This window comes from Cryobacterium lactosi (assembly GCF_004403945.1).
GTDB lineage: Bacteria > Actinomycetota > Actinomycetes > Actinomycetales > Microbacteriaceae > Cryobacterium > Cryobacterium lactosi.
On record NZ_SOHM01000008.1, the window covers coordinates 221838 to 245287 of the forward strand.

At 69.7% G+C, this 23450-nt stretch carries 26 protein-coding genes and 1 pseudogene; 13 read left to right on the forward strand and 14 right to left on the reverse strand.

All coding sequences use genetic code 11. The features are described 5' to 3' along the window. The first annotated feature begins 30 nt into the window (after positions 1 to 30). The 3 genes from E3T61_RS05015 (at position 31) to E3T61_RS05025 (ending at position 3152) form a co-directional block, all read left to right on the forward strand. The gene (locus tag E3T61_RS05015; RefSeq protein WP_134639790.1) at positions 31 to 1506 is read left to right on the forward strand and encodes an MFS transporter; all 1476 of its coding nucleotides are present in this window, start codon (positions 31 to 33) and stop codon (positions 1504 to 1506) included. Between the two features lie 84 nt (positions 1507 to 1590). Further along, the gene (locus tag E3T61_RS05020; protein WP_134639791.1) at positions 1591 to 1929 is read left to right on the forward strand and encodes a hypothetical protein; all 339 of its coding nucleotides are present in this window, start codon (positions 1591 to 1593) and stop codon (positions 1927 to 1929) included. A gap of 131 nt (positions 1930 to 2060) precedes the next feature. After that, entirely contained in the window at positions 2061 to 3152 is a 1092-nt protein-coding gene (locus E3T61_RS05025) for a DUF418 domain-containing protein (RefSeq protein ID WP_134639792.1), read from the forward strand. Positions 3153 to 3165: 13 nt separating this feature from the next. Here E3T61_RS05025 and E3T61_RS05030 read toward each other — a convergent pair whose 3' ends face one another. Further along, positions 3166 to 3771 carry a TetR/AcrR family transcriptional regulator gene (locus E3T61_RS05030; RefSeq protein WP_134639793.1) on the reverse strand — a complete coding sequence of 202 codons (606 nt, stop codon included), beginning with the start codon at positions 3769 to 3771 and terminating at the stop codon, positions 3166 to 3168. An 81-nt stretch (positions 3772 to 3852) separates the two neighbouring features. Between E3T61_RS05030 and E3T61_RS05035 the strand changes: the two genes are divergently transcribed. Both E3T61_RS05035 and E3T61_RS05040 read left to right on the forward strand, forming a co-directional pair. Further along, a complete protein-coding gene (locus E3T61_RS05035) occupies positions 3853 to 4785 on the forward strand; it encodes an SDR family NAD(P)-dependent oxidoreductase (protein ID WP_134639794.1) in 933 nt (310 codons plus the stop codon). A 136-nt stretch (positions 4786 to 4921) separates the two neighbouring features. Continuing rightward, complete coding sequence (locus tag E3T61_RS05040) at positions 4922 to 5737, forward strand: MBL fold metallo-hydrolase (RefSeq protein ID WP_241992394.1); 816 nt, start codon at positions 4922 to 4924, stop codon at positions 5735 to 5737. A gap of 33 nt (positions 5738 to 5770) precedes the next feature. Here E3T61_RS05040 and E3T61_RS05045 read toward each other — a convergent pair whose 3' ends face one another. From E3T61_RS05045 to E3T61_RS05055, 3 genes are all read right to left on the reverse strand, one after another. Continuing rightward, entirely contained in the window at positions 5771 to 6091 is a 321-nt protein-coding gene (locus E3T61_RS05045) for a DUF7882 family protein (protein ID WP_134639796.1), read from the reverse strand. 129 nt (positions 6092 to 6220) lie between these two features. Beyond that, entirely contained in the window at positions 6221 to 6595 is a 375-nt protein-coding gene (locus tag E3T61_RS05050) for a hypothetical protein (protein WP_134639797.1), read from the reverse strand. Positions 6596 to 6644: 49 nt separating this feature from the next. Then, on the reverse strand, positions 6645 to 7556 hold the full coding sequence (locus tag E3T61_RS05055; protein ID WP_134639798.1) for a hypothetical protein: 912 nt from the start codon (positions 7554 to 7556) through the stop codon (positions 6645 to 6647). Between the two features lie 393 nt (positions 7557 to 7949). On the opposite strand from E3T61_RS05055, the gene E3T61_RS05060 reads away from it, so the two are divergent. The 6 genes from E3T61_RS05060 to E3T61_RS05085 all read left to right on the forward strand — a co-directional run bounded on the left by E3T61_RS05060 (position 7950) and on the right by E3T61_RS05085 (position 13567). After that, positions 7950 to 8438: an SRPBCC family protein gene (locus E3T61_RS05060; protein ID WP_134639799.1), complete on the forward strand. Its 489-nt coding sequence runs from the start codon at positions 7950 to 7952 to the stop codon at positions 8436 to 8438. A gap of 68 nt (positions 8439 to 8506) precedes the next feature. After that, on the forward strand, positions 8507 to 8992 hold the full coding sequence (locus E3T61_RS05065) for an SRPBCC family protein (protein WP_134639800.1): 486 nt from the start codon (positions 8507 to 8509) through the stop codon (positions 8990 to 8992). A 6-nt stretch (positions 8993 to 8998) separates the two neighbouring features. After that, positions 8999 to 11722: a winged helix-turn-helix domain-containing protein gene (locus E3T61_RS05070; protein WP_134639801.1), complete on the forward strand. Its 2724-nt coding sequence runs from the start codon at positions 8999 to 9001 to the stop codon at positions 11720 to 11722. A gap of 146 nt (positions 11723 to 11868) precedes the next feature. Next, positions 11869 to 12654 carry a hypothetical protein gene (locus E3T61_RS05075; protein WP_134639802.1) on the forward strand — a complete coding sequence of 262 codons (786 nt, stop codon included), beginning with the start codon at positions 11869 to 11871 and terminating at the stop codon, positions 12652 to 12654. Next, complete coding sequence (locus tag E3T61_RS05080; protein ID WP_134639803.1) at positions 12635 to 12865, forward strand: hypothetical protein; 231 nt, start codon at positions 12635 to 12637, stop codon at positions 12863 to 12865. The genes E3T61_RS05075 and E3T61_RS05080 overlap by 20 nt, the downstream gene beginning before the upstream one ends. Before the next feature lie 12 nt (positions 12866 to 12877). Beyond that, on the forward strand, positions 12878 to 13567 hold the full coding sequence (locus tag E3T61_RS05085) for a DUF2306 domain-containing protein (RefSeq protein ID WP_134639804.1): 690 nt from the start codon (positions 12878 to 12880) through the stop codon (positions 13565 to 13567). 16 nt (positions 13568 to 13583) lie between these two features. Here the strand turns inward: E3T61_RS05085 and E3T61_RS05090 are convergent, their stop codons facing one another. The 4 genes from E3T61_RS05090 to E3T61_RS05105 form a co-directional block, all read right to left on the reverse strand. Beyond that, positions 13584 to 14807: an MFS transporter gene (locus tag E3T61_RS05090; protein WP_134639805.1), complete on the reverse strand. Its 1224-nt coding sequence runs from the start codon at positions 14805 to 14807 to the stop codon at positions 13584 to 13586. Next, positions 14804 to 15373, reverse strand: a complete 570-nt coding sequence (locus E3T61_RS05095; protein WP_134639806.1) for a helix-turn-helix domain-containing protein — start codon at positions 15371 to 15373, stop codon at positions 14804 to 14806. The genes E3T61_RS05090 and E3T61_RS05095 overlap by 4 nt, the downstream gene beginning before the upstream one ends. Before the next feature lie 138 nt (positions 15374 to 15511). Next, positions 15512 to 16150 (reverse strand): NUDIX domain-containing protein, encoded by a 639-nt coding sequence (locus E3T61_RS05100; protein WP_134639887.1) that lies wholly within the window; start codon positions 16148 to 16150, stop codon positions 15512 to 15514. Positions 16151 to 16188: 38 nt separating this feature from the next. Further along, positions 16189 to 16575 (reverse strand): DUF4406 domain-containing protein, encoded by a 387-nt coding sequence (locus E3T61_RS05105; protein WP_241992395.1) that lies wholly within the window; start codon positions 16573 to 16575, stop codon positions 16189 to 16191. Positions 16576 to 16630: 55 nt separating this feature from the next. Between E3T61_RS05105 and E3T61_RS05110 the strand changes: the two genes are divergently transcribed. Then, a complete protein-coding gene (locus E3T61_RS05110; RefSeq protein ID WP_134639807.1) occupies positions 16631 to 17386 on the forward strand; it encodes a DeoR/GlpR family DNA-binding transcription regulator in 756 nt (251 codons plus the stop codon). 33 nt (positions 17387 to 17419) lie between these two features. Here E3T61_RS05110 and E3T61_RS05115 read toward each other — a convergent pair whose 3' ends face one another. Continuing rightward, positions 17420 to 19723 (reverse strand): MMPL family transporter, encoded by a 2304-nt coding sequence (locus E3T61_RS05115; protein ID WP_134639808.1) that lies wholly within the window; start codon positions 19721 to 19723, stop codon positions 17420 to 17422. Between the two features lie 109 nt (positions 19724 to 19832). On the opposite strand from E3T61_RS05115, the gene E3T61_RS05120 reads away from it, so the two are divergent. Beyond that, complete coding sequence (locus E3T61_RS05120) at positions 19833 to 20213, forward strand: DUF5655 domain-containing protein (RefSeq protein WP_134639809.1); 381 nt, start codon at positions 19833 to 19835, stop codon at positions 20211 to 20213. Between the two features lie 13 nt (positions 20214 to 20226). Here E3T61_RS05120 and E3T61_RS05125 read toward each other — a convergent pair whose 3' ends face one another. From E3T61_RS05125 to E3T61_RS05140, 5 genes and pseudogenes are all read right to left on the reverse strand, one after another. Continuing rightward, entirely contained in the window at positions 20227 to 20697 is a 471-nt protein-coding gene (locus E3T61_RS05125; RefSeq protein ID WP_134639810.1) for a hypothetical protein, read from the reverse strand. Positions 20698 to 20790: 93 nt separating this feature from the next. Continuing rightward, positions 20791 to 21024, reverse strand: coding sequence for a tautomerase family protein (locus E3T61_RS05130; protein ID WP_134639811.1), 234 nt, complete (start codon positions 21022 to 21024; stop codon positions 20791 to 20793). Positions 21025 to 21077: 53 nt separating this feature from the next. Then, the gene (locus E3T61_RS05135; protein WP_241992396.1) at positions 21078 to 21647 is read right to left on the reverse strand and encodes a fumarylacetoacetate hydrolase family protein; all 570 of its coding nucleotides are present in this window, start codon (positions 21645 to 21647) and stop codon (positions 21078 to 21080) included. 27 nt (positions 21648 to 21674) lie between these two features. Then, positions 21675 to 21770: pseudogene (locus E3T61_RS22455) on the reverse strand (fumarylacetoacetate hydrolase family protein); the annotation flags it as partial. A 114-nt stretch (positions 21771 to 21884) separates the two neighbouring features. After that, complete coding sequence (locus E3T61_RS05140; RefSeq protein WP_134639812.1) at positions 21885 to 23345, reverse strand: glycoside-pentoside-hexuronide (GPH):cation symporter; 1461 nt, start codon at positions 23343 to 23345, stop codon at positions 21885 to 21887. Between the last annotated feature and the right edge of the window lie 105 nt (positions 23346 to 23450).

Genomic DNA, 23450 nt, shown 5'->3' on the forward strand with positions numbered 1-23450 from the left:
CAGTCACTCTCCTCTCGAAAGGTGTTCATCATGAACCGCAACACCCGCCCGACGCCTGTCCTCCCCACGGCGCTGCCGCCCGGCCCACCGCCCATCTCGCGGAGCACCCATCGCTGGGCGGCGCTGACCGTGCTAGCCCTGGCGCAGTTCCTCGTCGTCCTCGACGCCTCCATCGTCAACATCGCCCTCCCCGTGCTCGGCGACCAGCTGGGAATGGACACCGTGGCCCTGGCCTGGGTGATCACCGCCTACGTGCTGCCCTTCGGCGGGCTCCTCCTCCTCGGCGGCCGACTGGCCGACCGCTACGGCCACCGGCGACTGTTCCTTGTCGGCACGGCGGGCTTCGTCACCGCCTCGGCCCTCGCCGGACTCTCCGTCACGGGCGGCATGCTGCTCGGCGCCCGCGCCGTGCAGGGAGCATCCGCTGCACTGCTCGCCCCCGCCGCTCTGGCGCTGCTCACCCAGCTGTTCCCCGCGAGCACGGACCGAGCGAAGGCCCTGGGCATCTGGGGCGCCGTGGCCGGCATCGGCTCGGCCGCCGGCGTGCTGCTCGGCGGCGTGCTGACCGCTGGGCTCGGCTGGCAGGCCGTGTTCTTCGTCAATGTGCCGGTCGGGCTGCTCGTGCTCATCGCCCTCCCGCTGCTCATCAGCCGCGACCCCGCCTCGATCCCCGGCCGGCTCGACTTCCCCGGCGCGGCCACCATCACGGGTGCGCTGGTCGCGGCGGTCGGCGCCCTCAGCAGCATCGAGCAGGTCGGCTTCGCGCATCCACTCACCCTGGGACTGGCCGTCGCCGCCCTCGCGCTCGGCACCGCGTTCATCCTCATCGAGCGCCGCACCGCCGAGCCGCTGGTGCCGCTGGGTGTCTTCCGCAACCGCAACCTCAGCTCCGGCAACCTCGTGATGCTGCTGCTCGGCGCGGCGATGGTGGCCCTGTTCTTCGCACTGTCGGTGTACCTGCAGGCCGTGCTCGGCTACGACGCCCTGACCGCCGGACTCAGCCAGCTGCCGCTCGCCGGCGCCCTGGTACTGGTTGCCGGACTCGCACCAGCACTGGTGGGCCGACTGGGCACGAAGCGCACCCTGGTCGGCTCCCTGCTGCTTCTCGCGGCCGGCCTGCTCTGGCTGGCGGCGGCGCCGAGCGACGCCGACTTCACCGTGCACATCCTCGGACCCAGCCTGGTCATCGGGATCGGTCTCGGTGGCGCCTTCATCACCGCCACCCAGCTCTCCGTCGACGGCGTCGAGGGTGGCGAGGCGGGCCTGGCCGGCGGACTCATCAATACCAGTCAGCAGATCGGCGGCGCCCTCGGCCTGGCGTTGCTCGCGTCCCTGGCAGCCGCACGCACCGCCGCGCTCGAAACGGCGGGAGCGGCGGGCGGCGAGGCGCTGACCGGCGGGTTCTCCTGGCTGTTCCTCGGCACGGCGGCCTTCGCCCTCGTCGGCGCCGGAGTCGCGGGCATCGCCCGACGCTCACCTGATGCCGACGTCCAGCACTCCGCCTGATCGATCATCGGCACTCGTGCCGCCCAGCCCCGCCTGCCCCAGCAAGAACCCCGACAGAACCCCCGATAGAACGGAAAACCCACCATGTCCTCAAGCGCCATTCCCACCACCACCGGCCGCGCCCTGCGGTACGTGCAAATCTCGGCTTGGGCGATCCCCGTCCTGGTCATCGGCCAGTTCTCGATGCTGGCGATCATCCCCGTGGCCCTCGTGCTCGTCGGCACCCTGCGCGACACCCGCCTCCGGGCGCTGCGCTGGTGGGGCGGACTGCTCGCGGCGAGCTACGTCGCACCCCTGGCCATCTGGCTGCTGCGACCGGACGGCGCGCAGAGCCTGTCTAAGGACATGCATCCGGCATTCGCCGCTCTGATCGTCGCCGTCGCGGCAGTAGTGCTCGTCAAGCTCTACCGGCCCAGGCGCTGAATCGCCGCCGGCCGCGTCTGCGAATCGACGCGCTCGGTCCGGGGTCAGGTCGCCTGCAGTACGGTAAGTGCACATGCAATCAGGAATCCCACCGGTGAGATTCCAGACCAGCGCCGTCGAGAGGTGACCGCATGACCGGGTCCGCAGTTGTCGTCCCCCTGGCCCCGCGCCTGCAGCCCGGCCGCTTCCTGGTTCCCGATGTGGCACGCGGTGTGGCCATCATGGCGATGCTCGTGGCGCACGCCGGCCCGATCATGGCGCAGCAACCGGCCGCCACCCTGTTCCTGCAGGGGCAGCTCAACGACGTGGCGTCCCCGCTGTTCGCCACCACCATGGGCGCGGCCGCGGCAATCGTGCTGGCCAAGGCCGGCACCGCATCCGCCCAGCGCACGGTGATCGTGCAGAACGTCATCCGAGGCGCCATCCTGGTGCTGCTCGGGTTGCTCCTGGCCACCTGGGGCAGCTGGATCGCGATCGTCCTGTCGTTCCTGGGCATCGTTCTCGCCATCGGCACGCCGCTGGTGCTGCTCGGCACCCGGGCGCTGATCGCCGTGCTGGCGGCGGTCCTGGTGATCGGCGCCCCGCTCAACGAGCTGATGCTGGCCGCCACCGGTCCGCTGATCACGGTGGGTGAGCGCACCCCGGCGAGCTTCCTGCTCGAGTGGCTGTTCCTCAGCCCGCACTACCGGGTGACCAACCTGCTGCCGTGGTTCCTGTTCGGGGCGCTGTTGTTCCGCATCCGCTTCGGGGGCCGACGCGCCGGCTGGATCCTGCTCGCGCTCTCGGTGCCGGCCTGGTGGCTCGGCCCCCTGTGGCGCGTCGCCACCGGCGAGGAGTTCAGCCCGTCTGGCAGCTACCTCGACACCCTGCACGACGCCGGACTGGTGCTCGGGGTGCTGGGCGTGATCATGCTGCTCGCGTCGCTCCGCGGCCGACGCACCGCGGCGGTGGTGCGGGCGGTGTTCCTGCCCTTCGAGGCGATCGGCTCGCTGTCGCTGTCGCTCTACGTGTTCCAGGTGGCCGTGGTCGGGTGGATGTCGGCCAACGGGATCCGCTTCGGCACCACCGACCCGGTGGCCTGGGTCGTGCTCGTGATCGGCGTGCCGATCGTGGGGATCCTCTGGTGGCGGTTCGTGGGCAAGGGGCCGATCGAGTGGCTGATCGGGGTGCTCTCGGGCCGGTACCGGCTCCGCCGCCCTGTGCGGGTCGGTTCGGAACCCTAGCGTCGCGCGGGAGTCAGGTCGCGGCCTGGTGCAGGGGCTCGAGCGCGGAGTCGAGGGCCGCTTCCAGAGGCCACGCCGAGCGCATCGGCTGGCTGAGCACGAGGCCACCCTGGATCGCGGCGAGGATCACGACGGCAATGCGCTGGGGATCGACCGCCGGGTCGATCTGGCTGGCGGCCTGCATTTTCTTCACGCCCACGGCCAGCAGGTCCCGCCACTCGGCCATGCTGGCGCCGAGGAAGGCCTCGAGGTCGGGATCGGTCATCGCTGCCTGCGTCGCCAGCGACCCGATCGGGCACGCCCAGCGACCGAGGCCGAGGTAGTACTCCACCAGGGCGGCCCGCCACTGATTCCACGACTCCCAGGTGCTCAGGTCGTGGATGAACGGCTCCTGCGCCTCGAGCAGCTGGTGGCCCTCCCACGTCGCGACCTCGCGCACGAGCTCGGTCTTGCCGCCGGGAAAGTAGTGGAAGAGCTGGCTCTTGCTGGTGAGGGTGGCGGCGCGAACTGTGTCGAGGGTGGTGCCGCCGATCCCCGCGGCGAGGATCTGCTCGCCGGTGGCCTCGATGATCCGCTGGCGGGTGGCCCGGCCCCGCGCGGTGATCTTCTTCTCCTCCATGCATCGATCGTAGCGTGCTGGACCGCACGGTCCAGAATGTGGTACGAATGGACCGTGAAGTCCAATGGCAGAGTCCAGCCCATGTCCCCCGCCCCCCGAGCCCCCTTCGGAGCCGAGTCCACCGCACTCGAGGTGGTGGAGGGGATCGACCTGACCGGCCGGTTCGCGCTCGTCACCGGGGCGAGTTCCGGCATCGGGGTGGAGACCGCGCGGGCGTTGGCCGCTGCCGGGGCGAACGTCACTCTCGCGGTGCGGGATGTGGCGGCAGGAGCCCGCACCGCGGAGGAGATCCGCTCCAGCACCGACAACAGTACTGTGCGGGTGGCCCACCTCGACCTGGCCGACCTGGGCACGGTGCGGGCGTTGGCGGCGGGGTGGTCGGGCCCGTTGCACATCCTGGTCAACAACGCCGGCATCATGCACACCCCGGAGTTGCGGACGCCCTCCGGGTGGGAGTTGCAGTTCGCAGTGAACCACCTGGGCCATTTCGCACTCGCGACGGCGCTGCATCCCGCGCTGGCCGCCGCGGACGGGGCCCGGATCGTGGCGGTGAGCTCCAGCGGGCACGGGTCCAGCGACATCCGCTTCGACGACCTGTTCTTCGAGCGGGAGCCGTACGATTCGGGGCTCGCGTACGGGCAGTCGAAGAGCGCGAACGTCCTGTTCGCCCTCGAGGCCACCAGGCGTTGGGCGGATGACGGCATCGCCGCGGCCGCGCTCATGCCGGGCGGAATCTGGACGAACCTGCAGCGGCACTGGGACCCGGAGATGCTGGCGGGGATGAAGCGCCGGTATCCGGGCAAGAGCCCGGCGCAGGGAGCCGCGACCTCGGTCTTCGTCGCGACCCGGGCGGTGCTCGGCGTGGGAACGCCGGGCTACTACGAGGACTGCCACCCGGCGGCCGTAGTGCCGGCCATCGTCGACGGCATCCACGGTGTGCTCCCGCACGCGCTCGACCCGGACACCGCCCACCGGCTGTGGGACGTGTCCGCCGGGCTGGTCGCGTCGGTCTGACCTCTCGCCGAGTTGCCCCGATCTGGACGAGTTGCCCCGGCGCAGCGGGGCAACTCGTCCGCAGGTGGGCAACTCGGTGCGTTCGGCGGCATACTGGCGACAACACCTGCCCATGCCGCACCGTGGAAGGAACCCCGTGAGCTTCTGGATCTGTGCCACCTGCGGCGTCGAACATGCCGAGAACTCCGGCGTCTGCGCCATCTGCGCCGATGAACGGCAGTGGGTGCCGGCCACCGGCCAGCGCTGGAGCACGCTCTTCGACCTGCACGAGGCCGGCTACCGGGCCGACCTCCACGAGCTGGAACCCGACCTGTTCGGCATCGAGAGCACCCCGCACGTGGGCATCGGACAGCAGGCCAAGCTGCTCTGCACCCCCACGGGGAGCGTGCTCTGGGATCCGCTCGGGTTCGTGGACAACGACATCGCCAGTCAGGTACTCGCGCACGGCCCGGTGCGCGCGATCGTGGCCAGCCATCCGCACATGTTCGGTGTGCAGGTGGAGTGGAGCCACGCTCTCGGCGGGGTGCCCGTGCTGGTGGCCGAGGCCGACCTGGCCTGGGTCGCCAGGCCCGACCCGGTGATCGAACCCTGGTCGACCGAGGTGAGCCTGCTACCCGGCGTCACCCTGGTGCAGGTGGGCGGGCATTTTCCCGGCAGCGGGGTGATCCACTGGGCGGCCGGCGCCAGAGGACGCGGCGTGCTACTCAGCGGTGACACCGTGTTCGCCAACCCCGACCGCAGTTCGGTGAGCTTCATGCGCAGCTACCCCAACCGGCTGCCACTCTCGGGCCCGGTGGTGGAGCGCATCGCCCGCAGCCTGGAGAGATTCGACTTCGACAGGCTGTACGGCAACTTCGACAATGTGATCCAGGCGGATGCCCGCGCCGTCGTGCGCCGATCGGCCGACAGGCACTGGGGCTGGGTGCGCGGCGACTTCGACCACCTCACCTGAGGTTTCCTGCGCGCCGGTCAGGTGCGGCGCCGGTCAGATCGGGTGCGGGCTGCGCTCCGGCGGTTCGGGCAGAATGCGCAGCCCGGCCGGGGTGTTCGCCACCTGCACGAGCTCGTCGATCCAGGCCCGGTTGAGTGTGGGCTCACGCTTGCCGGAGAACTCGAAGTCCAGCGGCACCGCGGGGTTCAACCAGATGGAGCTGTGGCCGCTGCCGGACTCCTTCGACCTTTCCCAGGAGAACGCGAAACTCTCGCCCCGGCGCAGCTTGGCCACGATCACGACCTTGAGGTGGGCCAGGGTGCGATCGTCGATTTCCACCGAGATCGCCGGCGACCCGTAGATGAACTTGCCCATCGCATTCCTCGTTTTTGCTGGCGGGCCCGCACGATCCGAGTACCGGCGCGGCCCGGTGTCTCACGACGGAGTGTAGGCCGAGGCGGCCCGGCTGGCTAGAACGAGCGGCGGGCCGGAACGCCGGCCCGGCTACCGGCGCCCGTCGGTACCCTGGTCGATCTCCTCGACGGCCTCATTAAAGTCGGTGGCGTGCCGCTCGGCCTCGGCTTCGGTCTCGGCCGACGGCTCCTCCACCGCGAGGATGCGGGCGGGCGGGAACACCGGCAACGGAAACAGCGCGATCTCCCCCTCGAGGCTCTCCTCGGCCACATCCGCCACATCGAGCTCGGTGGCCGGGCCGAGCACCAGGGTGTGCGTGCGGGTGGTGCCGTCGGCTTCGAGGACCTTGATGTCGACCGCGATGCTCTCCTCTCCCTTGGAGTGCGCGGTCACGTAGCCGAGCAGGGCCTCCGCGACGTCGTCGCCGGTGAGGATGGTGCCGCCGGCGTAGGTGATGAGCTTCATGCCACCGACGATAACCTCGCGGCGGGGTCTTGGGAATAACCCGGCCCGGCTACCCGGCGAGCGCGTGCACCGCAGCCGAGCCCTCCGGCAGCACCACCTCGAGCGTGGTCTCGCCCAGCCGAAGGGCGACGACGGATGCGCCCAGGTAGTCGGCGTGCGGGCGCAGGCTGATCTCGTCGATCGCGGCCAGCGGAATCGTCAGGTGCGAGCGCGACAGGTCGGGGGTGCTGCCGCGGAGCAGCCAGGCCTTGCGCCCGAGGATGTGCAACTCGCGTTCGGTACGGCAGAGCACCGCCCCGTGCAGCGTCATCGGATAGAACGCGTGCACGGCGCGGCTGATAAGGCCGCCACGCGGCGTGAGCACCGTGCGGCCATGGGCGGCGAGCAGGCTCGCCCCCAACTCACGGCGCATCAGGTCGAAGTACGAGGTGACCAGGCCCACATCCTCTTTGCCCAGGTCGAGCAGATCGAGGTCGGCGGGCGGGTCGTCGGGCGCGGGGAGAGTCAGCACTGGGGTGGGTCGCATCGCTGCCAGGGAGAGTTCGCTCAACACGTCGACAAGGTGGGTGATCACGGCCTCGGATGACACGTTGTACGGCACCGTCAGGGTGTCCCCGGTGCCGGAGCGGATGTCCAGGCGACCGTCGACCAGGTCGACGGTGTCGGTCAGGGCCACGATGTCGGCGTAGTCGAACACGCTCCTGGTGTAGCCGGTGTTCGCCCGGCTCAGCACTATGAGCGCCTCCGGCGCCACCACGACGAGGTGGTCGTAGAGGTCCATGGTCGGCTGCGCGTCGCGACGGCTGATGTTGCGGGGCACCTTGAGCACCAGCCGGCTGGTGCTGAAATCCAGCGGATAGTCCCGGTACAGGCCGGGGACCTCGGTGGCGTCGCGCACCCGGTCTACCCAGGGGCCGAACGCGTCGAACTCCGCCGATCGTGTCATATCCGTCGCACTCACTGGCCGCCTTCTGCGAGCCCGCTCCGGTGCGCGCCCGCCAACGGCCGCTGTGCCGCTAATGCTCAGGCTAGACCGTGGGAGTGGCACCGGCCGACCGGCGGGAGCGGAGCGCCACCCGCACGAAGCCCCGACGAAGCCATCTTCGATACTGCTAGCACGATCGGGCACGCCTCAGGGTCGCGACGCGCCGACACCATCCCGACACTCTGCACAGCGCTGTCCCCAGGTTATCCACATCACAATCCACAGCCTGTGAGCAGTCAGGGCGGGGATTTCCACACCCTGTGCACAGACTTATCCACAGGTGTGCACACGAATGCAGGTTCGAAACTGCACCCCGTCACCGACGAATCGCCCTGGAGCGTCGAACGGATGCGGGCTACACTCCCCCGCATGCAGACCCAACACTATGAAATCGCAGTTCACGCACCCGTCGAGGTGGTGTGGGAGACGATGCTGGACGATGCCACCTACCGCCTCTGGGCGAGCGAGTTCCAGCCCGGCTCCTACTTCGAGGGCTCCTGGCTGCCGGGCAGCGAGATCCTCTTCCTGGGTGACAACGAAGACGGCACGAGCGGCATGGTGGGGGTGATCGCCGAACACCGCCCACACGAGTTCGTCTCGATCGAATACCGCGGGCAGATCGTGAACGGGATCGAGGACACCACGAGCGACGATGCGCTTGCCGTGGCCGGTACACACGAGAACTACACCTTCACCGAGGCCGGCGGGGTCACCACCGTCGTGGTGGACATCGATGTGGATGACCGCTACGCCGACATGTTCGCCGAGATGTGGCCCCGGGCCCTCATAGCCCTGCGGGACCTCGCCGAGGCCGAGGCGCACACTCACGGGCAGCATCAGGCCGACCGGGAGGACTGAACTCGGGGAGGGCGTCTTCCTTATCCCGGGGCCTGGAAGCACCGCGGTACCGGAGCTACACTCGCGCCATGCACAGCCAGCAATTCTCGATCCAGGTGCACGCGTCTGCCGTTCTTGTGTGGCAGACCATGTTCGACGACACAACTTACCGTCAGTGGACGAGCGTATTCAATCCGGATTCCTATTTCGAAGGTGACTGGTTGCCCGGCAGCGAGATTCGGTTCCTGGGCAGCAACCCGGATGGTGCTCACGGCGGCCTGACCGGGATGTTCGGTGTGATCACCGAGAACCGCCCCTATGAATTCGTTCTGATCGAGTACCAGGGCCAGATCGTCAACGACGTCGACGACACATCCAGCCGCGAGGCACGACAGCTGATCGGAGCACGCGAGTCGTACTCGCTCGACGAGGTCGATGGATTCACGACGATCACCGTGGACGTGGACACGGCAGACACCTACGCCGAACTGTTCGGCGAGCTGTGGCCGCAGGGACTGGCCAAGCTCAAGGAATTGGCCGAGACCAAGGCCGCGGAGGCGGCGAGCTCGAGCTGAACGGCCATGGCACTGCCGGTCCTGACCACCAAACTGTTCGTTCCGGCCGTCAGACCCCACGCCGTGTCCCGCCCGCGGCTCATCGAGAAGCTGCGTGACGGGCGCCGCGCCGGCCGCAAGCTGACGCTGGTGTCGGCCCCGGCCGGGTTCGGCAAGACCTCGGTGCTCAGCGAGTGGATGGCCGACGCCCGCCGGCGGGATCCCCTGCTGCGGGTCGCCTGGATCTCGCTCGACGCGGCCGACAACGACCCGGCCCGGTTCCTCGGCTATCTGATCAGCGCCCTGCAGGCTGCCGATCCCGCGCTCGAGCTGGGCGCGGTAACGGGCCAGCCGGGCTCGGACGAGCAGACCCTGACGGCCCTCATCAATGCCCTCGCCGCGAGCACCACCCCGATCATCCTGGTGCTCGATGATTTCCAGACCATCGAGGCGCAACCCGTCCGCGACGCCGTCTCGTTCTTGCTCGACCACCAGCCGCCCACGCTGCACCTCGCTCTGGCCAGCCGGTCGGACCCGCTCCTGCCGGTGGCCCGGCTACGCGCCGGCGGTCAGCTCACCGAGTTGCGGGCGGCCGACCTGCGCTTCACCCCCGCCGAGGCCGCCGGCTTTCTCACCGAGATAATGGGACTGAACCTGTCCGCCACGGATGTCGCGGTGCTCGACGCGCGCACGGAGGGGTGGATCGCCGGACTCCAGCTGGCCGCCCTGTCGCTGCGGGAGCGCGACGACGTGTCAGGCTTCATTGCGGGCTTCGCCGGCAGCAACCGGTTCGTCCTCGACTATCTCGTGGAGGAGGTGCTGCAACGCCAACCCGCGCCCGTGCGCGACTTCCTGCTGCGGACCTCCGTCCTGGACGGGCTGAACGGTGCGCTCTGCGACGCCGTCACCGGACTCACCGGAAGCAGCGAGATGCTGGCCGCCTTGGAACGGGACAACCTGTTCGTGGTTCCACTGGACGACCGGCGACAGTGGTACCGCTACCACCACCTGTTCGCCGATGTGCTCCGCGCCCGGCTGACCGGCCAGGATCCCGGCCTGCACGTTCTGCACACCCGCGCGAGCGAGTGGTACGAACGCAACGACCTCATCGAGGACGCCGTGAGACACGCTCTGGCGGCCGACGACGTCGAGCGGGCGGCCCGGCTGATCGAGCTCGCCGTTCCGTCCGTGCGGCTGAGCCGGCACGACGCCACCCTGCTGCGCTGGCTGGCGCTGTTGCCGCCACCCGTCATCCGTCGCCGGCCGGTTCTGGGCGTCTATCGCGCGTGGTCTTCGCTCGTCGCCGGCGATGTGGAGGCCGTTGAGCCCAGGCTCGCCGCCGCGGAAAGCGCCCTGGCCGCCCGCGACGAGACGGGGCGGCCGGCGCACGACTCGGCGCCGAGCGAGGAACTGCGCACCCTGCCTGTAACGATCGCCGTGTACCGGGCGGCGGTGGCGCAGGCCCGCGGAGACCTGGCCGGCATGAGAACCCACGCGCAACGGGCCCTGGACCTCACCGAACCCGGCGACCATCTGGGCCGCGGTGCGGCGGCCGGTTTCCTCGGGCTCGCCGCGTGGGCCACCGGCGACCTCGACGCCGGGGTGCGGGCGTTCGGCGAGGTCCGAGCCAGCCTGCGGCGGGCCGGCAACCTGGCGGATGCGCTCAGCACGACCATCCCCACCGCCGACATGCTCCTGGGCCAGGGCCGGCTGCGGGATGCCCAGCGGTCCTATGAGGACGCACTCGGGGAGGCGCTCCGGCTGAGTGCCGCAGAGGGCACTCCCCCGCAGTCCACCGGCGACCTGGAGGTGGGGCTCAGCGACATCCTGCGGGAGCAGAACGACCTGCCCGCTGCCCTGGCCCACCTGGCCGCGAGCGAGGCGCTCGGCGAACAGGCGCATTCGCACGAGAACCGGTACCGCTGGTTCGTGTCGATGGCACATATCCGGCAGGCGCAGGGAGACCCCGAGGCCGCGCTCGAGCTGCTCGGCACGGCGGAGCGGCACTACCGGCGCGGGTTCCTGCCGGAACTGCGCCCGATCCACGCGCAGACGGCCCGGGTGTGGATCAGCCAGGGACGCCTGGGCGAGGCCACCGCCTGGGCAAGGGCGCGGGGCCTGTCGAGCTCGGATGCCCCGACCTACCTCCGCGAATTCGAGCACCTCACCCTGGCCCGGCTGCTGATCGCCGGGCACCGGGCCGACCCCGGCGTCGGCCGGCACCGCCAGGCCCTGCACCTGCTGGGCAGGCTGCTCGCGACCGCCGAGACCGGGCGGCGCTGGGGCAGCGTGACCGAGATCCAGCTGCTGCAGGCGCTCGCGCACGCGGCGAACGGCGACACCGTCCGGGCGCTCGAGCCCCTGGAGACGGCCCTTCGCCGGGCGGAGCCGGAGGGGTACTGCCGGCTGTTCCTCGACGAGGGTGAACCGATGGCGGCGCTCCTGCGGCACGCCGCCGCTGCGGGAATCGCTCCCGACGCCGTCCGACGGTTGAGCGGCACCCTCGCGCCGGGCGGCCTGCAGGCGGGTGGGAGCGAGGCGCCGGTGGGCGGGCTCGCCGACCCGCTGAGCGAGCGCGAACGGCACGTGCTGCGGTTGTTGGCCAGCGAACTGAGCGGCCCCGACATCGCCCGCGAGCTCTACATCTCGCTGAACACCCTGCGCACCCACACCCGGCACATTTTCGGCAAGCTCGACGTGAACAGCCGCCCCGCCGCCGTGCGCCGGGCCGAGGCGCTGGGCCTGGTCTAGCGCAGGCGCCCGCCCGACTATCCGCACAATCACCACATCGATCACCATGCCGGGTGATGCCGCGTCACCAGGTCTCTCCGTAGATTCCAGTCATCCTCAGGTTGCCGCCTGGAGTCAATCGACATCATCCATCAAGGAGAACCGCCATGAGCGCCACCCGGTCCGCATCCACCTCTTCCGCCCCGACCCCAGCCACGCCAGCCCGAACCACCGTCACCCCGTCCGGCCTCACCCGCGCCGCCGGCGCATCCGCCGCACTGGCCGGACTGATCTACATCGTCATCCAGTTCATCCATCCCCGTGACGTCATCACCTCGATCACCACCCCGATGTGGCTGGTCGTGCACCTGCTCAGTATGAGCATGGCCGTACTGGCCCTGATCGGGCTGGCGGGCCTGTACCTCAGCCAGGTGCGCCGGCTCGGGGTGCTCGGCCTGATCGGCTACCTCATGTTCAGCCTCTTCTTCATCCTGCAGGCGGCCTTCAACTTCGCCGAGGCCCTCATCGCGCCCCTGCTCACGGATGCCGCACCGCAGTTCGCCACGGACTTCGTCGGCCTGTTCGGGCGCTACGCCAGCACGACCGACCTCGGCCCGTTGGCCCTGGTCGTGCCCGTGGGCAGCGCCCTCTATATCGTCGGCGCGCTTGTATTCGGCATCGCGCTCCTCCGGGCCCACGTCCTGTCCCGCGGCGCGAGCATCCTGCTCATCGTCGCCGCCGTGCTGACGCCCGTGGCCGGCCTGCTTCCGCACACCGTCGAACGGATGGCCGCGATTCCGATGGGTCTCGCACTGATCTGGCTCGGCTACTCGCTGTGGTCGACCCAGCGCCGGGCGGCGCAGCAGCCCACCGATGGTGCCGAAGGTACCAACGGCACCGCGGGCACCGCGGGCACCGAGCGAGGCATCCGCCGTGCCACCCCGACTCGCTGATCCGCACCGCTTCGAGATCCGCATCCAGGGGCAGCTGGATGCGGGCTGGAGCGACTGGTTCGACGGCTTCGAGCTGACCGACGGCCGAGACGGAACCACCATCCTGACCGGACCGGTCACCGACCAGGCCGCCCTGCACGGGATCCTGCGGCGCATCGGCGACGTGGGACTCACCCTCCTCTCGGTCAACCCGACGCCGTCCCGTCCCTAGGAGCTGACGCAGATGAACGACACACAGATCACCGAAACGCTCCGAACACCGCGCCCGCGCACCACCTGGCCGGTGCCGGCCGGGCTGATCCTGCTCAGCCTCATTCCGGTGCTGGCCGGGGCCGCCCGGCTCGGCGAACTGACCGGAGGGGCCGTGCCGACCGTGCACAACGCCCGGTTCCTCGACTCCCCGGTTCCGGTGCTGGCGCATATAGTCGGCGCCACGGTCTTCAGCCTGGTGGGAGCGTTCCAGTTCGTGCCGGCCCTGCGCCGGGGCCGCGCCGGCTGGCACCGGGTCGCGGGCCGCGTCCTCCTGCTCCCGGCCGGGCTGCTCGCGGCCCTCTCCGGCATGTGGATGGCGGCGTTCTACCCGCATCCGCCCGGCGACGGCCTGGTCATGTCGCTGCTTCGCCTGGTCTTCGGGGCTGCGATGGTGGCCAGCCTCGCCCTGGGCATCCGCGCGATCTCGCGCCGCGACCTCGTCGGCCACGGCAGCTGGATGACCCGGGCCTACGCGATCGGGGTGGCGGCCGGCACCCAGGCTCTCCTGCTCATCCCCGGAGCCATGCTGTTCGGACCCACAGACGAGCCCTCCCGAACGGTGATCATGGGCGTCGCCTGGCTGCTGAATCTGGCGGTGGCCGAAGGGATCATCCGTCGCCGCGCCCGGCACTCCGCCCGGTCGCCCCGGCCGGTTCGGTGACGGCGGTCCCGTTCCGTCAGTGGGCGTCGCCGGACCGGGCGGCCTCGAGGGCAGTTCGGCCGATACCCCGCGCGAGCCGGGGCGCAACGACGAGCAAGAGCACGAGAGCGATGACCGCTCCGACGAGGAAGCCGAGCTGCGGATCGGCCACGTCGACCACGGCGCCGACCACAATCGCGGCCCCTGCCGCACCCGCATTGACGGCCGTGTTGATCCAGCTGGAGGCCTCGGTGCGCACCTCGGCCGCCGTGAGCTCGTCGGCGCTGAGGTACCCGGTGATCAGTGCGGGCGCCAGGAAGAAGCCGACCGCCGCGAGCACGATCGCGAGGGCGAGCAGCCCGGGCAGCAATGCGAGGGCCGCGCACAGCAGGCTCATCGTCGTGCCGGTGACCACCAAGCGCACCCCGAGGGAGGCCCGCCAGACGCGTTGCCCATAGAACAACCCGCCGATCGCGCTGCCCGCGGCAAAGGCGGCCAGCAGCATCCCCGCCACCTGCACCGAGCCCGCACGCTCGGCCACGGCCGGGGCGGCCACCTCGACGGTGCCGAGCACGCATCCCACGGCCACGAGGGCGACCAGCACCAGGGCGAAGCCGGGCTGCCGCAGCGGACGCAGGGCCAGTGGCGCCGGCGTGCGGCGGGCGGTGCGCTGCCGTGAGGCCGCACCCCCGGTCATGCCCAGGGTGCCGAGCACCGCGATGCCGCCGGTCACCAGCAGCGCTGTCGCGGGGCTCGTCAGCGCGATGATCGCCGCGGCGATCAGCGGCCCGGTCGTGAACAGCACCTCCTCGCACACGGCGTCGATGCTGTACGCGCGGGTGCGCTGCGGGCCCGGAGCGGTGAGCGACCCCCAGATCACCCGCATGGCGGCGCCGAGCGGCGGCGGGAAGAGGCCGGTGAGGGCGGCGATGCCGACCACGAGCCCCACCGGGGCGTCGGGCCGGGTTGTCGCCCATGCCACCCCGCCGAGGCCGACCGCGAAGAGGATGCTCATGGCACCCAGCGCCATCCGCTGCCCGACCCGGTCGACGACCCGGGCGCGGTAGGGCGAGGCGATCACGTTCGCCAGCCCGAACGCCCCCGTGGCGGCGCCCGCCGCGGCGAACGAGCCGGTGCTCGTCTGCACGCTGAAGAGCAGGGCGAGCGTCACCATGGCGAACGACAGGCGCCCCAGCAGGGCGGGCAGGAACACCCGAAGGGCTCCCGGCGTGCGGAGCGCCTGCAGATAGCCGGCGATCACTCCGCTCCGGGATCGGAAGAGGGCGGGGCTTCGGAGGCCGGGGCGGCGGGGCCCGGCGCGACCGGGAAGAGGGTCACCGTGGCGGCGACCCTCACGGCTCCGGGTGTGCCGGCGGCGACGGCCTCGTCGTGCAGGAGCCGGCCCAGTTCACGTCCGAGGTCGCGCACGCGTTGCCATGCCTCGGCGGGCAGCCGTACCTCGGCGTCGGTGAAGACGATCGGCGCCCCCGGTTCGTAGCGGGCGCTGCGCTGCACCAGCTCGGCCGCCAGGGCGGACATCAACGCCCGGTGTTCGTCCGCATCCCCGCTGGCGAGGGCCTCGCCGGACGCGGGATCGTGCCGGTAGCGCTTGGCGACACCGCCACGCACCCGGGCTTCCTCGACCAGCTGCACGAGACCCGCCTGGGCCAACCGGCGCAGGTGGTAGCTCACGTTCGCCTGGCTCTCGCCGAGCACCCGGGCGGCCTCCGCGGCGCTCAGGCTCTCGGCCGTGAGCAGGGAGAGGAGCTTGAGCCGGAGCGGATGGGCCACCACGCGCAGGCCCTCGAGGTCGTGAGGAGTGGGCATGTGTTCAGGCTAGACATCCGTTCGCCTACTGTCAAACAACCCTTTGGGAGTGAGCGGGCGCAGGTGGGGCGGCGCAGGTGGGGCGGCGCAGGTGGGGCGGCGCAGGTGGGGCGGCGCAGGTGGGGCGGCGCAGGTGGCTCAGAGCAGACCCGTCAGCGCCGCCCACTGCAGCAGGATGACGGTCTTGCCGTCGACGATGCGGCCGTCGGCCACCATGAGTAGGGCGTCATCGACCGGGATCTCGAGCACCTCGATATCCTCGCCCTCCTCGGCCAGACCGCCGCCCGGAGCCACCCGATCGGCCGGTGCGTAGGCGGCCACGTAGAAGTGCACCCGCTCAGTGACCGAACCCGGGCTCATATACAGGTCGAAGACGTGCAGCAGCTCCCCCACGTCGACGCCGAGCTCCTCGCTCGCCTCGCGGCGGATCGCCACCTCGGGGGCATCGTCGTCGAGCAGCCCGGCGGCGGTCTCGATGAGCATGCCGTCGGGGTGGCCGTTGACGTAGGCGGGGTAGCGGAACTGGCGCGTGAGCAAAACCGTGCGGCGCAGCGGGTCGTAGAGCAGGATGGTGGCTCCGTTGCCGCGGTCATAGGTCTCGCGTTCCTGCCGCTCCACCCGGCCGTCGCGGCGCCGGTAGTCGAACGTAGTGCGGCGCAACACGTGCCACCCGTCGCTGGTCACCTCGACCTGGCCGATCGAGACGTCTGGATTGCCGTGCAGCCCCGTCGCGGTCAGGTGCAGACCGGTGCGGCCCCGGCCGTCGGGCCGGTCCATGCCGGGCCGGCCGGTGAGGGTGCCGTCGACTGCGGCGGTCACGGCTGCGGCTGCAGTGCGCCGACGCCGGGCACCTCGTCCAGACTCGTGTACACAGGGATGCCCAGGCGGCGGGCGATGACCACATCCTGGTCGGCACCCTGGGATTCACCGGGGAGCCTCAACACACCGTCGCACCGCTCGAGCAGGCGCTCGGCCGTGGGGTACATGACGTCGGCGGCCAACGGATGCGCGACATCCGTCACACCGGCACTGGCGAGCACGGGCAGCGCCACCCACTCGCCGATCATCGGCAGGTGGCCGGCGCGGAAGATCGGCCAGGCCGCCTCCTCGAGCCGGTCGAGGTTCTGGCGGAGGAGCACGGGGTCGTCGCCCGTGCCCGATCGGTACGGGCCGGCGATCAGGATCATCAGGGATGCGGTCATGTCGGCTAGAGTAGTACAACGTGCACAAACATGCACAAGTCGGAAGGAACGTGTAATGCTGGCAGCGGAACGACAGGCCCTCCTCCTTGCTCGACTGGCCCGCGACGGCAAGGTGGTCGCCAAGGAGATCGCGGCCGAGCTGGGCCTGTCCGACGACAGCGTGCGCCGTGACCTGCGCGAGCTCGCGGCCGCCGGCCTGTGCCAGCGGGTCTACGGCGGGGCGCTGCCCGTGTCGGCGGCGCTCGTGCAGTACGCGGAGCGCACCCTGGTGCAGCCGGCCAGCAAGGACCGGGTCGCCGCGCGCGCCGCGCGCCTGATCGTGCCCGGCAGTACCGTGATCCTCGACGGCGGTACGACCACCCTCGCCGTGGTGCACGCCCTCCCGCCGACACTGAGCTGCACGATCATCACCCACAGCCCCACGATCGCCGCCGCGTTGGTGCCGCACGAGGGCGTGGAGGTTTTTCTGCTCGGCGGCAGGCTGTTCAAGCACTCCGCGGTGACCTGCGGGGCCGCCGCAGTGGAGGCCGCCCAGGCGATCACGGCCGACCTGTTCCTGCTGGGGGTCACCGGGGTGCATCCCACCGCCGGCCTGACCACCGGCGACGTGGAGGAGGCCGCCATGAAGCGGGCCCTGGCCGGCCGGGCCGCCGACACCTTCGTGTTGGCCAGCGCCGAGAAGATCGGGGCGGCCTCGCCCTACCGGGTGCTGCCGTTCGCCGAGATTGCGGGAATCGTCACCGACACCGCCGCGGACGATGCGACTCTGGTCGACCTGCGCGACGCCGGCGTGGCCATCCTGGCTGCCTGACCTGACCCCGGCGCGGGCGCGCGGGCCGGGCGGCTATTCGCGCAGGCCGAAGCGGCTGTGGATGGGGGCACTCCAGCGCGGCGCCCACCAGAGGATGCGCTCGAGAGAGGTCATCACCGCGGGCACGAGCACGATCCGCACCAGCGTCGCATCCAGCAACACGGCCACCGCCAGGGCGGTGCCGATCTGCTTCATCTGCATCAGCTCGCCGGTGGCGAAGCCCGCGAAGACCAGCACGATGATCAACGCCGCCGAGGTGATGATGCGGCCGGAGCTCTGCAGGCCGGTCTCGATGGCCTTGCGGGTGCTCTCGCCACGGTCGTGGTGTTCCTTGATGCGCGCCAGCAGGAACATCTCGTAGTCCATGGCCAGGCCGAAGCCGAAGGTGAGCACCAGCGTGAGCACGAGGGCGTCGACACCGGAGATGGTGTCGGGGTCGAAATCCAGCACCCCAGACAGGTTGCCCTCCTGGAACCCCCACACCAGCACGCCGGCCGCCGCGCCCAGGGAGATGGCACTGATGACCAGGGCGGTGAGCGGGATGATCACCGATCCGGTCATCAGGAACAGCAACACGAAGGTGGCCAGGGCGATGATCAACACCGCCCAGGGAGCTCCACTGGCCAGCGAGTCGAGGTAGTCAACGGCCTGCGCGTCAGCGCCGCCGACCCAGTTGTCGAAGGCCGGCCGGTCGGCCCGGATCTCCCGCACCACGTCGGCGCCCTGGTGCGTGTCCACGGCAACCCTGGACACCCAGTAGCCGTTGGTCTCGACCGGCGGCGCCACATCCGTCACCCCGGGCAGGGCGGCGACATCGGCCGCCCAAGCCGCCGCCGCGGCCTCGTCGGTGCTGGACACCAGCTGCACCCGTGGTGCGGTGGCAAGGGGGAACTCCTCGTTCAGGGTGGTGACGAAGTCGTACTGGCTCGACGACCGGGGGATGGCGTCGTCGGCACTGTTGGCCACCGTCATCGACAGCACCGGGCTGCTCAGCAGCAACAGCACGGCGGCACCGCCGAGCGCCACGAGCACCGGAGCCCGCTGCACGAGCCGGGCCAGCTTCGAGAAGACGCCTTCCTCCGGCGCGATGTCGCCGAACCGGGTGAGCCACGCTCCGACGCCCGGGATGCGGGTGAGCACGCCGGGCTGCACCAGCCGTTCACCGAGGTAGCCGAGCAACGCCGGCACCAGGACGAGCGCGGTGAGGATGGCGATGAGCACCACGCAGATCGCGCCGATGGCGATGGCGCGGATGATCGACGGTTCGAACACGAGCAGCCCCGCGGTGGCGATCGCGAAGGTGAGTCCGGAGTAGAGCACGGTGCGCCCGGCGGTGTTGACCGTGCTGCCCACAGCTTGGAGCATCAGTTCATGACGGCTGTGTCGGTGGTGTGGGAGGGTGGCCAGTTCCGCGGTTTGCAGCGGCGGCACATCCGCAAACGGCTCACCGTGCGGGCCCGGCGGGGCGCCGGGGCCACCTCCGCCCACCCGCGCCCGGAACTCCTCCCGGAACCGGCTCACCATCAACAGCCCGTAGTCGATCGAGAGTCCGAGGCCGATCACGGTGATCACGTTCATCACGGTGATGCCGATGTCCATCACGAACGTGAACGCGAAGAGCATCCCGAGCGCGCCGATGATCGACGCGATGGCACCGACCAGCGGGATGCCGGCCGCGAGGAAGCCGCCGAAGATGATCAGCATCACCAGGAGCGCGATCGGCAGGGCGATCAGCTCGCCCTTCTGCAGGTCGGACTCGGCGACGGCGATCAGCGACTCCACGATGAGGGGCGTGCCGCCGACCTCCACCTGGGCGCCCGGGTCGAGCTGGCCGATCTCGTCGGCGGCCACCTGCAGCCGGCGTTGAACATAGGTGAGCAGTGGGTCACTGACGACGCCGTCGGTGGCCTGCATGGCCACGGTGAAGAGCATCCCCTCACCGTCCGCGGAGAGCAGCGGCGCTGCCGCCGGGTTCGGGCTCCCATCGGGCAGGGGCGGGATGACGAGCGGGTTGATCACCCGGCTGACCCCGTTGACCTGCTCAAGGCGCAGAGTGGCGGAGTCCAGGATCGCGGCGAGGTCGGGCGAATCAAGATCGGTGGGGTGCACGAGCAGCGACAGGGACTCGGTCTGCTCACTCTCCGGACCCGCGATCAGGTCGGCGGCAGCTTGCGCTTCGCCGTCCACCGACGGACCGGCGCTGGAGAGCCTCTGGAAGAGGCTCTCGCCGCCGACCCCGAGCAGCGCCGTGGCCAGACAGGCGCCGAGCGCCACCACCCAGCACAGCAAGGAGATCAGACGATGGCGGGCGACGCTCACACCCAGTTTTCGCAACATGGCGGTCCTCCACTCGTGAACGCGCGCCCGCTGCACCGGATGCGCCCGCTCCCCGGTCGTTCCGCGGCCAAACTACTCCCGTGCGGGCGGACCGGACTACCCTGCAGGCATGACCAGCCACGGGGAACCGATTCCGCTCGAGCAGTTTTTCGCGGGCAGGGATCCGCACGCACGGGCGCTGTTCGATGCCGTGCGGTCGGTCATCCTGTCGATCGGCGAGACCGAAATCCGCGTCACCACCAGTCAGATCGCCTTCCGCCGGCAGCGGTCGTTCGCGTGGACGTGGCTCCCGGGTCAGTACCTCTCCGGCGACGTCGCCCCGCTCGTGCTGTCGGTCGACCTGGACAGGTTCGACACGTCAGCGCAGTGGAAAGAGGTGGTGGAGCCCACCCTCAACCACTTCATGCACCACCTCGAATTGCACTCGCCCGCAGACCTGGACCCCGGCGTGCTCGACTGCCTGCGTGAAGCCTGGTCCAAGGCCGGCTGAGATGCCGCTCTGGTCAGCCCAGGGGTGAGCCGGTGGGGTTCACCAGCAGGAAATCGGTGAGCTGGACCCAGCCCTCGGACTCCGGGTAGGTCGTCGTGTCCCCGGAGATCCTGGCCGAGCCGACGCCCATTCCCGAGGTGGACATCCCGCTCTCGTTCGAGCTGCACCCCGCGACGGCCGTATCGGTGTCGAGATTGTTCACCTGGATGATGCAGGCGCTCTTCTGGCCGCTGTCCGGATCGGTCATCGACGAGACGAAGTAGTCGACGTGACCGACGGTTCCGACGAAACGGCTTGACTCCTGGTCGACATTCCAGTCCGCCGTCCAGTCGGGCAGGACGTCCTCGGCCTCTCGGGGCGTGGCCAAAACCTCGCTCACCCGCGGATACGAATTGGCGGGCGCGCAGCCGGCCAGGCCGAGCATCCCACCGGCGAGGAGCGTCGCCGCCAGCCAGGCTGTGCCGGTCGTCGTCCTGTGCCTCATCCGAGCCCCCCGCTCATTCAGACCGATGCATTCCCGCCGTCGGTCGTGGCCGAAATCTAGCACGTCCGCATTGTCCGAGTTGCGGCGGTGGTGCTACGCGCTGGCCTCGGGCACGAAGCGATTGACGACCTCCGCGCGGCTCTCGTCTTCACTGGCGAGGACTCCGCCGTTCGCGACGATGTCCGGCGTGATCTCCTCGAAAACGATCCGGACGTCGCCGCGGCGTGCACCCAGGGTCAGAACGGCGCTGTTGGTGACGTCGTGAACGAAGGCTCGGCGCTGGTTGATGTCGCGGCCTGCGAGGAGTTGAACGGTGATATTGGGCATGTGTGCTCCTTCGCATCCTCGCCCGCCGGATTGGCGGGCAAGCGTGTCTTCATCTAGACGATGGTGTTGCTCAGTGTGCCGATGCCGGCGAGGGTGATGTCGACGGTGTCACCCGGCTGCACGGGGAGGTCGGTGCCGGGGGCCCCGGTGAGCACCACGTCCCCGGGCTCGAGGGTGAGCCACCTCGTCACGTAGACGAGCGTGGCGGCGACCGAGGAGGGCAGGTTGAACGAGCCCGAGTTGACCACGACGGCACCGTTGATGACCACCTGGGTGGCAACGTTCTCGGGGTCGGCCAGTTCGGTTTCGATCCACGGGCCGAGCGGGGTGTAGTTCTTGCCGCTCTTGCCCTGGAAGTTGCGCTGGTCGACCGGGCACTGGTCGACGTTGGTGACGTCGTTGGCCACGGTGTAGCCGAGCACGGCGTCGAAGGCGTTCTCGAGAGTGAGATTCGTGGCCGTGGAACCGATCACGACGGCGAGCTCGCCCTCGATGTTCACGGTGCCCACGTCGCGCACGGCGTAGATGTCGTCGCCGGTGCCGGCGACGGTGTGCACCGACTTGTGCCAGGCCTGCATGGGCAGGGGGTTGCCCGGCTCGTTGTGGCCGATGCCGACCACCACGCGCGGGTCGACCGCGGCGAGCAGTACGGCGTCCGCGGCCGGGATCGACTCGCCGGTGTAGACGAGCGGTGCGGCGAACGGGTCGGTGACGACGGTCCAGCTGTCACCGGTGGCGACAGCGTAACGCGGGCCGGTCGGGGTTTAGAGTCGGGCGATGCGCATGAGTTACTTTCCTGGATGGGAGGGGACGAACGAGGCGCCGTGCGTGCACACGGCGCCCCTCGTGCGGGTGCTGGACTACTTCACGGCCAGCGAGGCGCGGGTGCTCTCGCCGATGACGCCGTGTTCCCAGCGACCCTCGTTCAGGTCCTTGGCGATGCGACGGTACTTGTCATCGCTCATGTTGTAGATGAAGTAGATGATGATGGCGGCGATGGTGAGAGCAAGGGCCGGGTAGAGCGTCATGACCGCCTTGATTCCCAGCAGCGTCGCATCCGACTGCTCGGCGGCCTGCGCGACATAACCGGAGACGGCCAACATGCCGGCACCGACCAGGGCGGCGAGGGACTGCGAGACCTTGCGGGAGAAGCTGAAGGCCGCGTAGGTCATGCCCTCCCGGCGCACGCCGGTGTGCCATTCGCCGTAGTCGATGGTGTCGGAGACGAACGCCCAGGTGATGCCGTTCGGGATCGACAGCGCGACATACCCGATGGTGACCAGGATCATGAACGTCCACAGGTTGGTCGGAATGATGAAGTTCAGGCCGTTGGCGGCCACCGCGATGGCGAAGCTGACCATGACTGTGCGCTTCTTGCCGAAACGCACCACCAGCTTCGGAATGAACATGATGCCCACGATGGAGGCACCGATCATCACAAAGTTGAGCACGGCCATCAGCGCGATGTTGCCGAGATTGAATTCGGCGAAGAAGATCATCATCATGTTGTTCACGTTCATCGAGGAGATGGTGAACAGGCTCATCAGCACGAGGCCGAGCAGCGGGCGGTTGGTGAGCACGGCGCGGGCGTAGTCCTTGATGCCCGTCTTCTCCTTATTGGCTTCGCGGTTCACGACCACGTGTTCCTTGGTGCCGCGGTAGCAGAGCACGAAGGAGACCATCCCGAGGACTGACATGGCGACGGCGGCCCACATGTAGTTCTGCGCGGTCATGCCACCGAGCATCATCATGATCGGGATGAAGGCGATGCCGCAGATCCACTGGGCGCCGAGCGAGCCGGCCTGGCGGGAGGTGGCGAGCTGGGCACGTTCCTTGATGTTGCGGGTCATCACCGAGGCCAACGAACCGTACGGGCCGTTGACGAAGGAGTAGACACCGCCCCAGATGGCGTAGGAGCCGGCAGCGAAGGCGATCTTCCAGCCCATCGACACATCCGGCATGGTGAAGGTGACCACGGTCATGACAGCGAGGACGAATGCCGACACCATCATCACCGGGCGGAACTTGCCACGCTTGCCGACCTTGCGGCCGTCGATGAAGAGCGCCGCGACGGTGTCCATCACGGCGTCGAAGAGCTTGACCAGAACGAAGATCAACGCGACGACCGCCGGGCCGATGCCCGCGGTGTCGATCCAGAACTTGGTGAGGTAGGCCTGCCCGAGGTCGAACATGAACCCGTTGCCGAGGTCACCGAACCCGTAGGCCACCTTCTCCTTGCCGGTGAGGGTGCCTTCAGCCTCTTCGACGTCGTCGATGGGCGCTGCGTCCGGGACGACGGCAATGCTGTCTTGGATACTCATTGGTCACTCACTGGTTCCTCTGCTTTGAGCTTCAGTGACGACGACGCGGTGTTCCGCTGCACAGAATTCATGTCCGCCGCACAGACCTACATTAGGGGCGCAGCG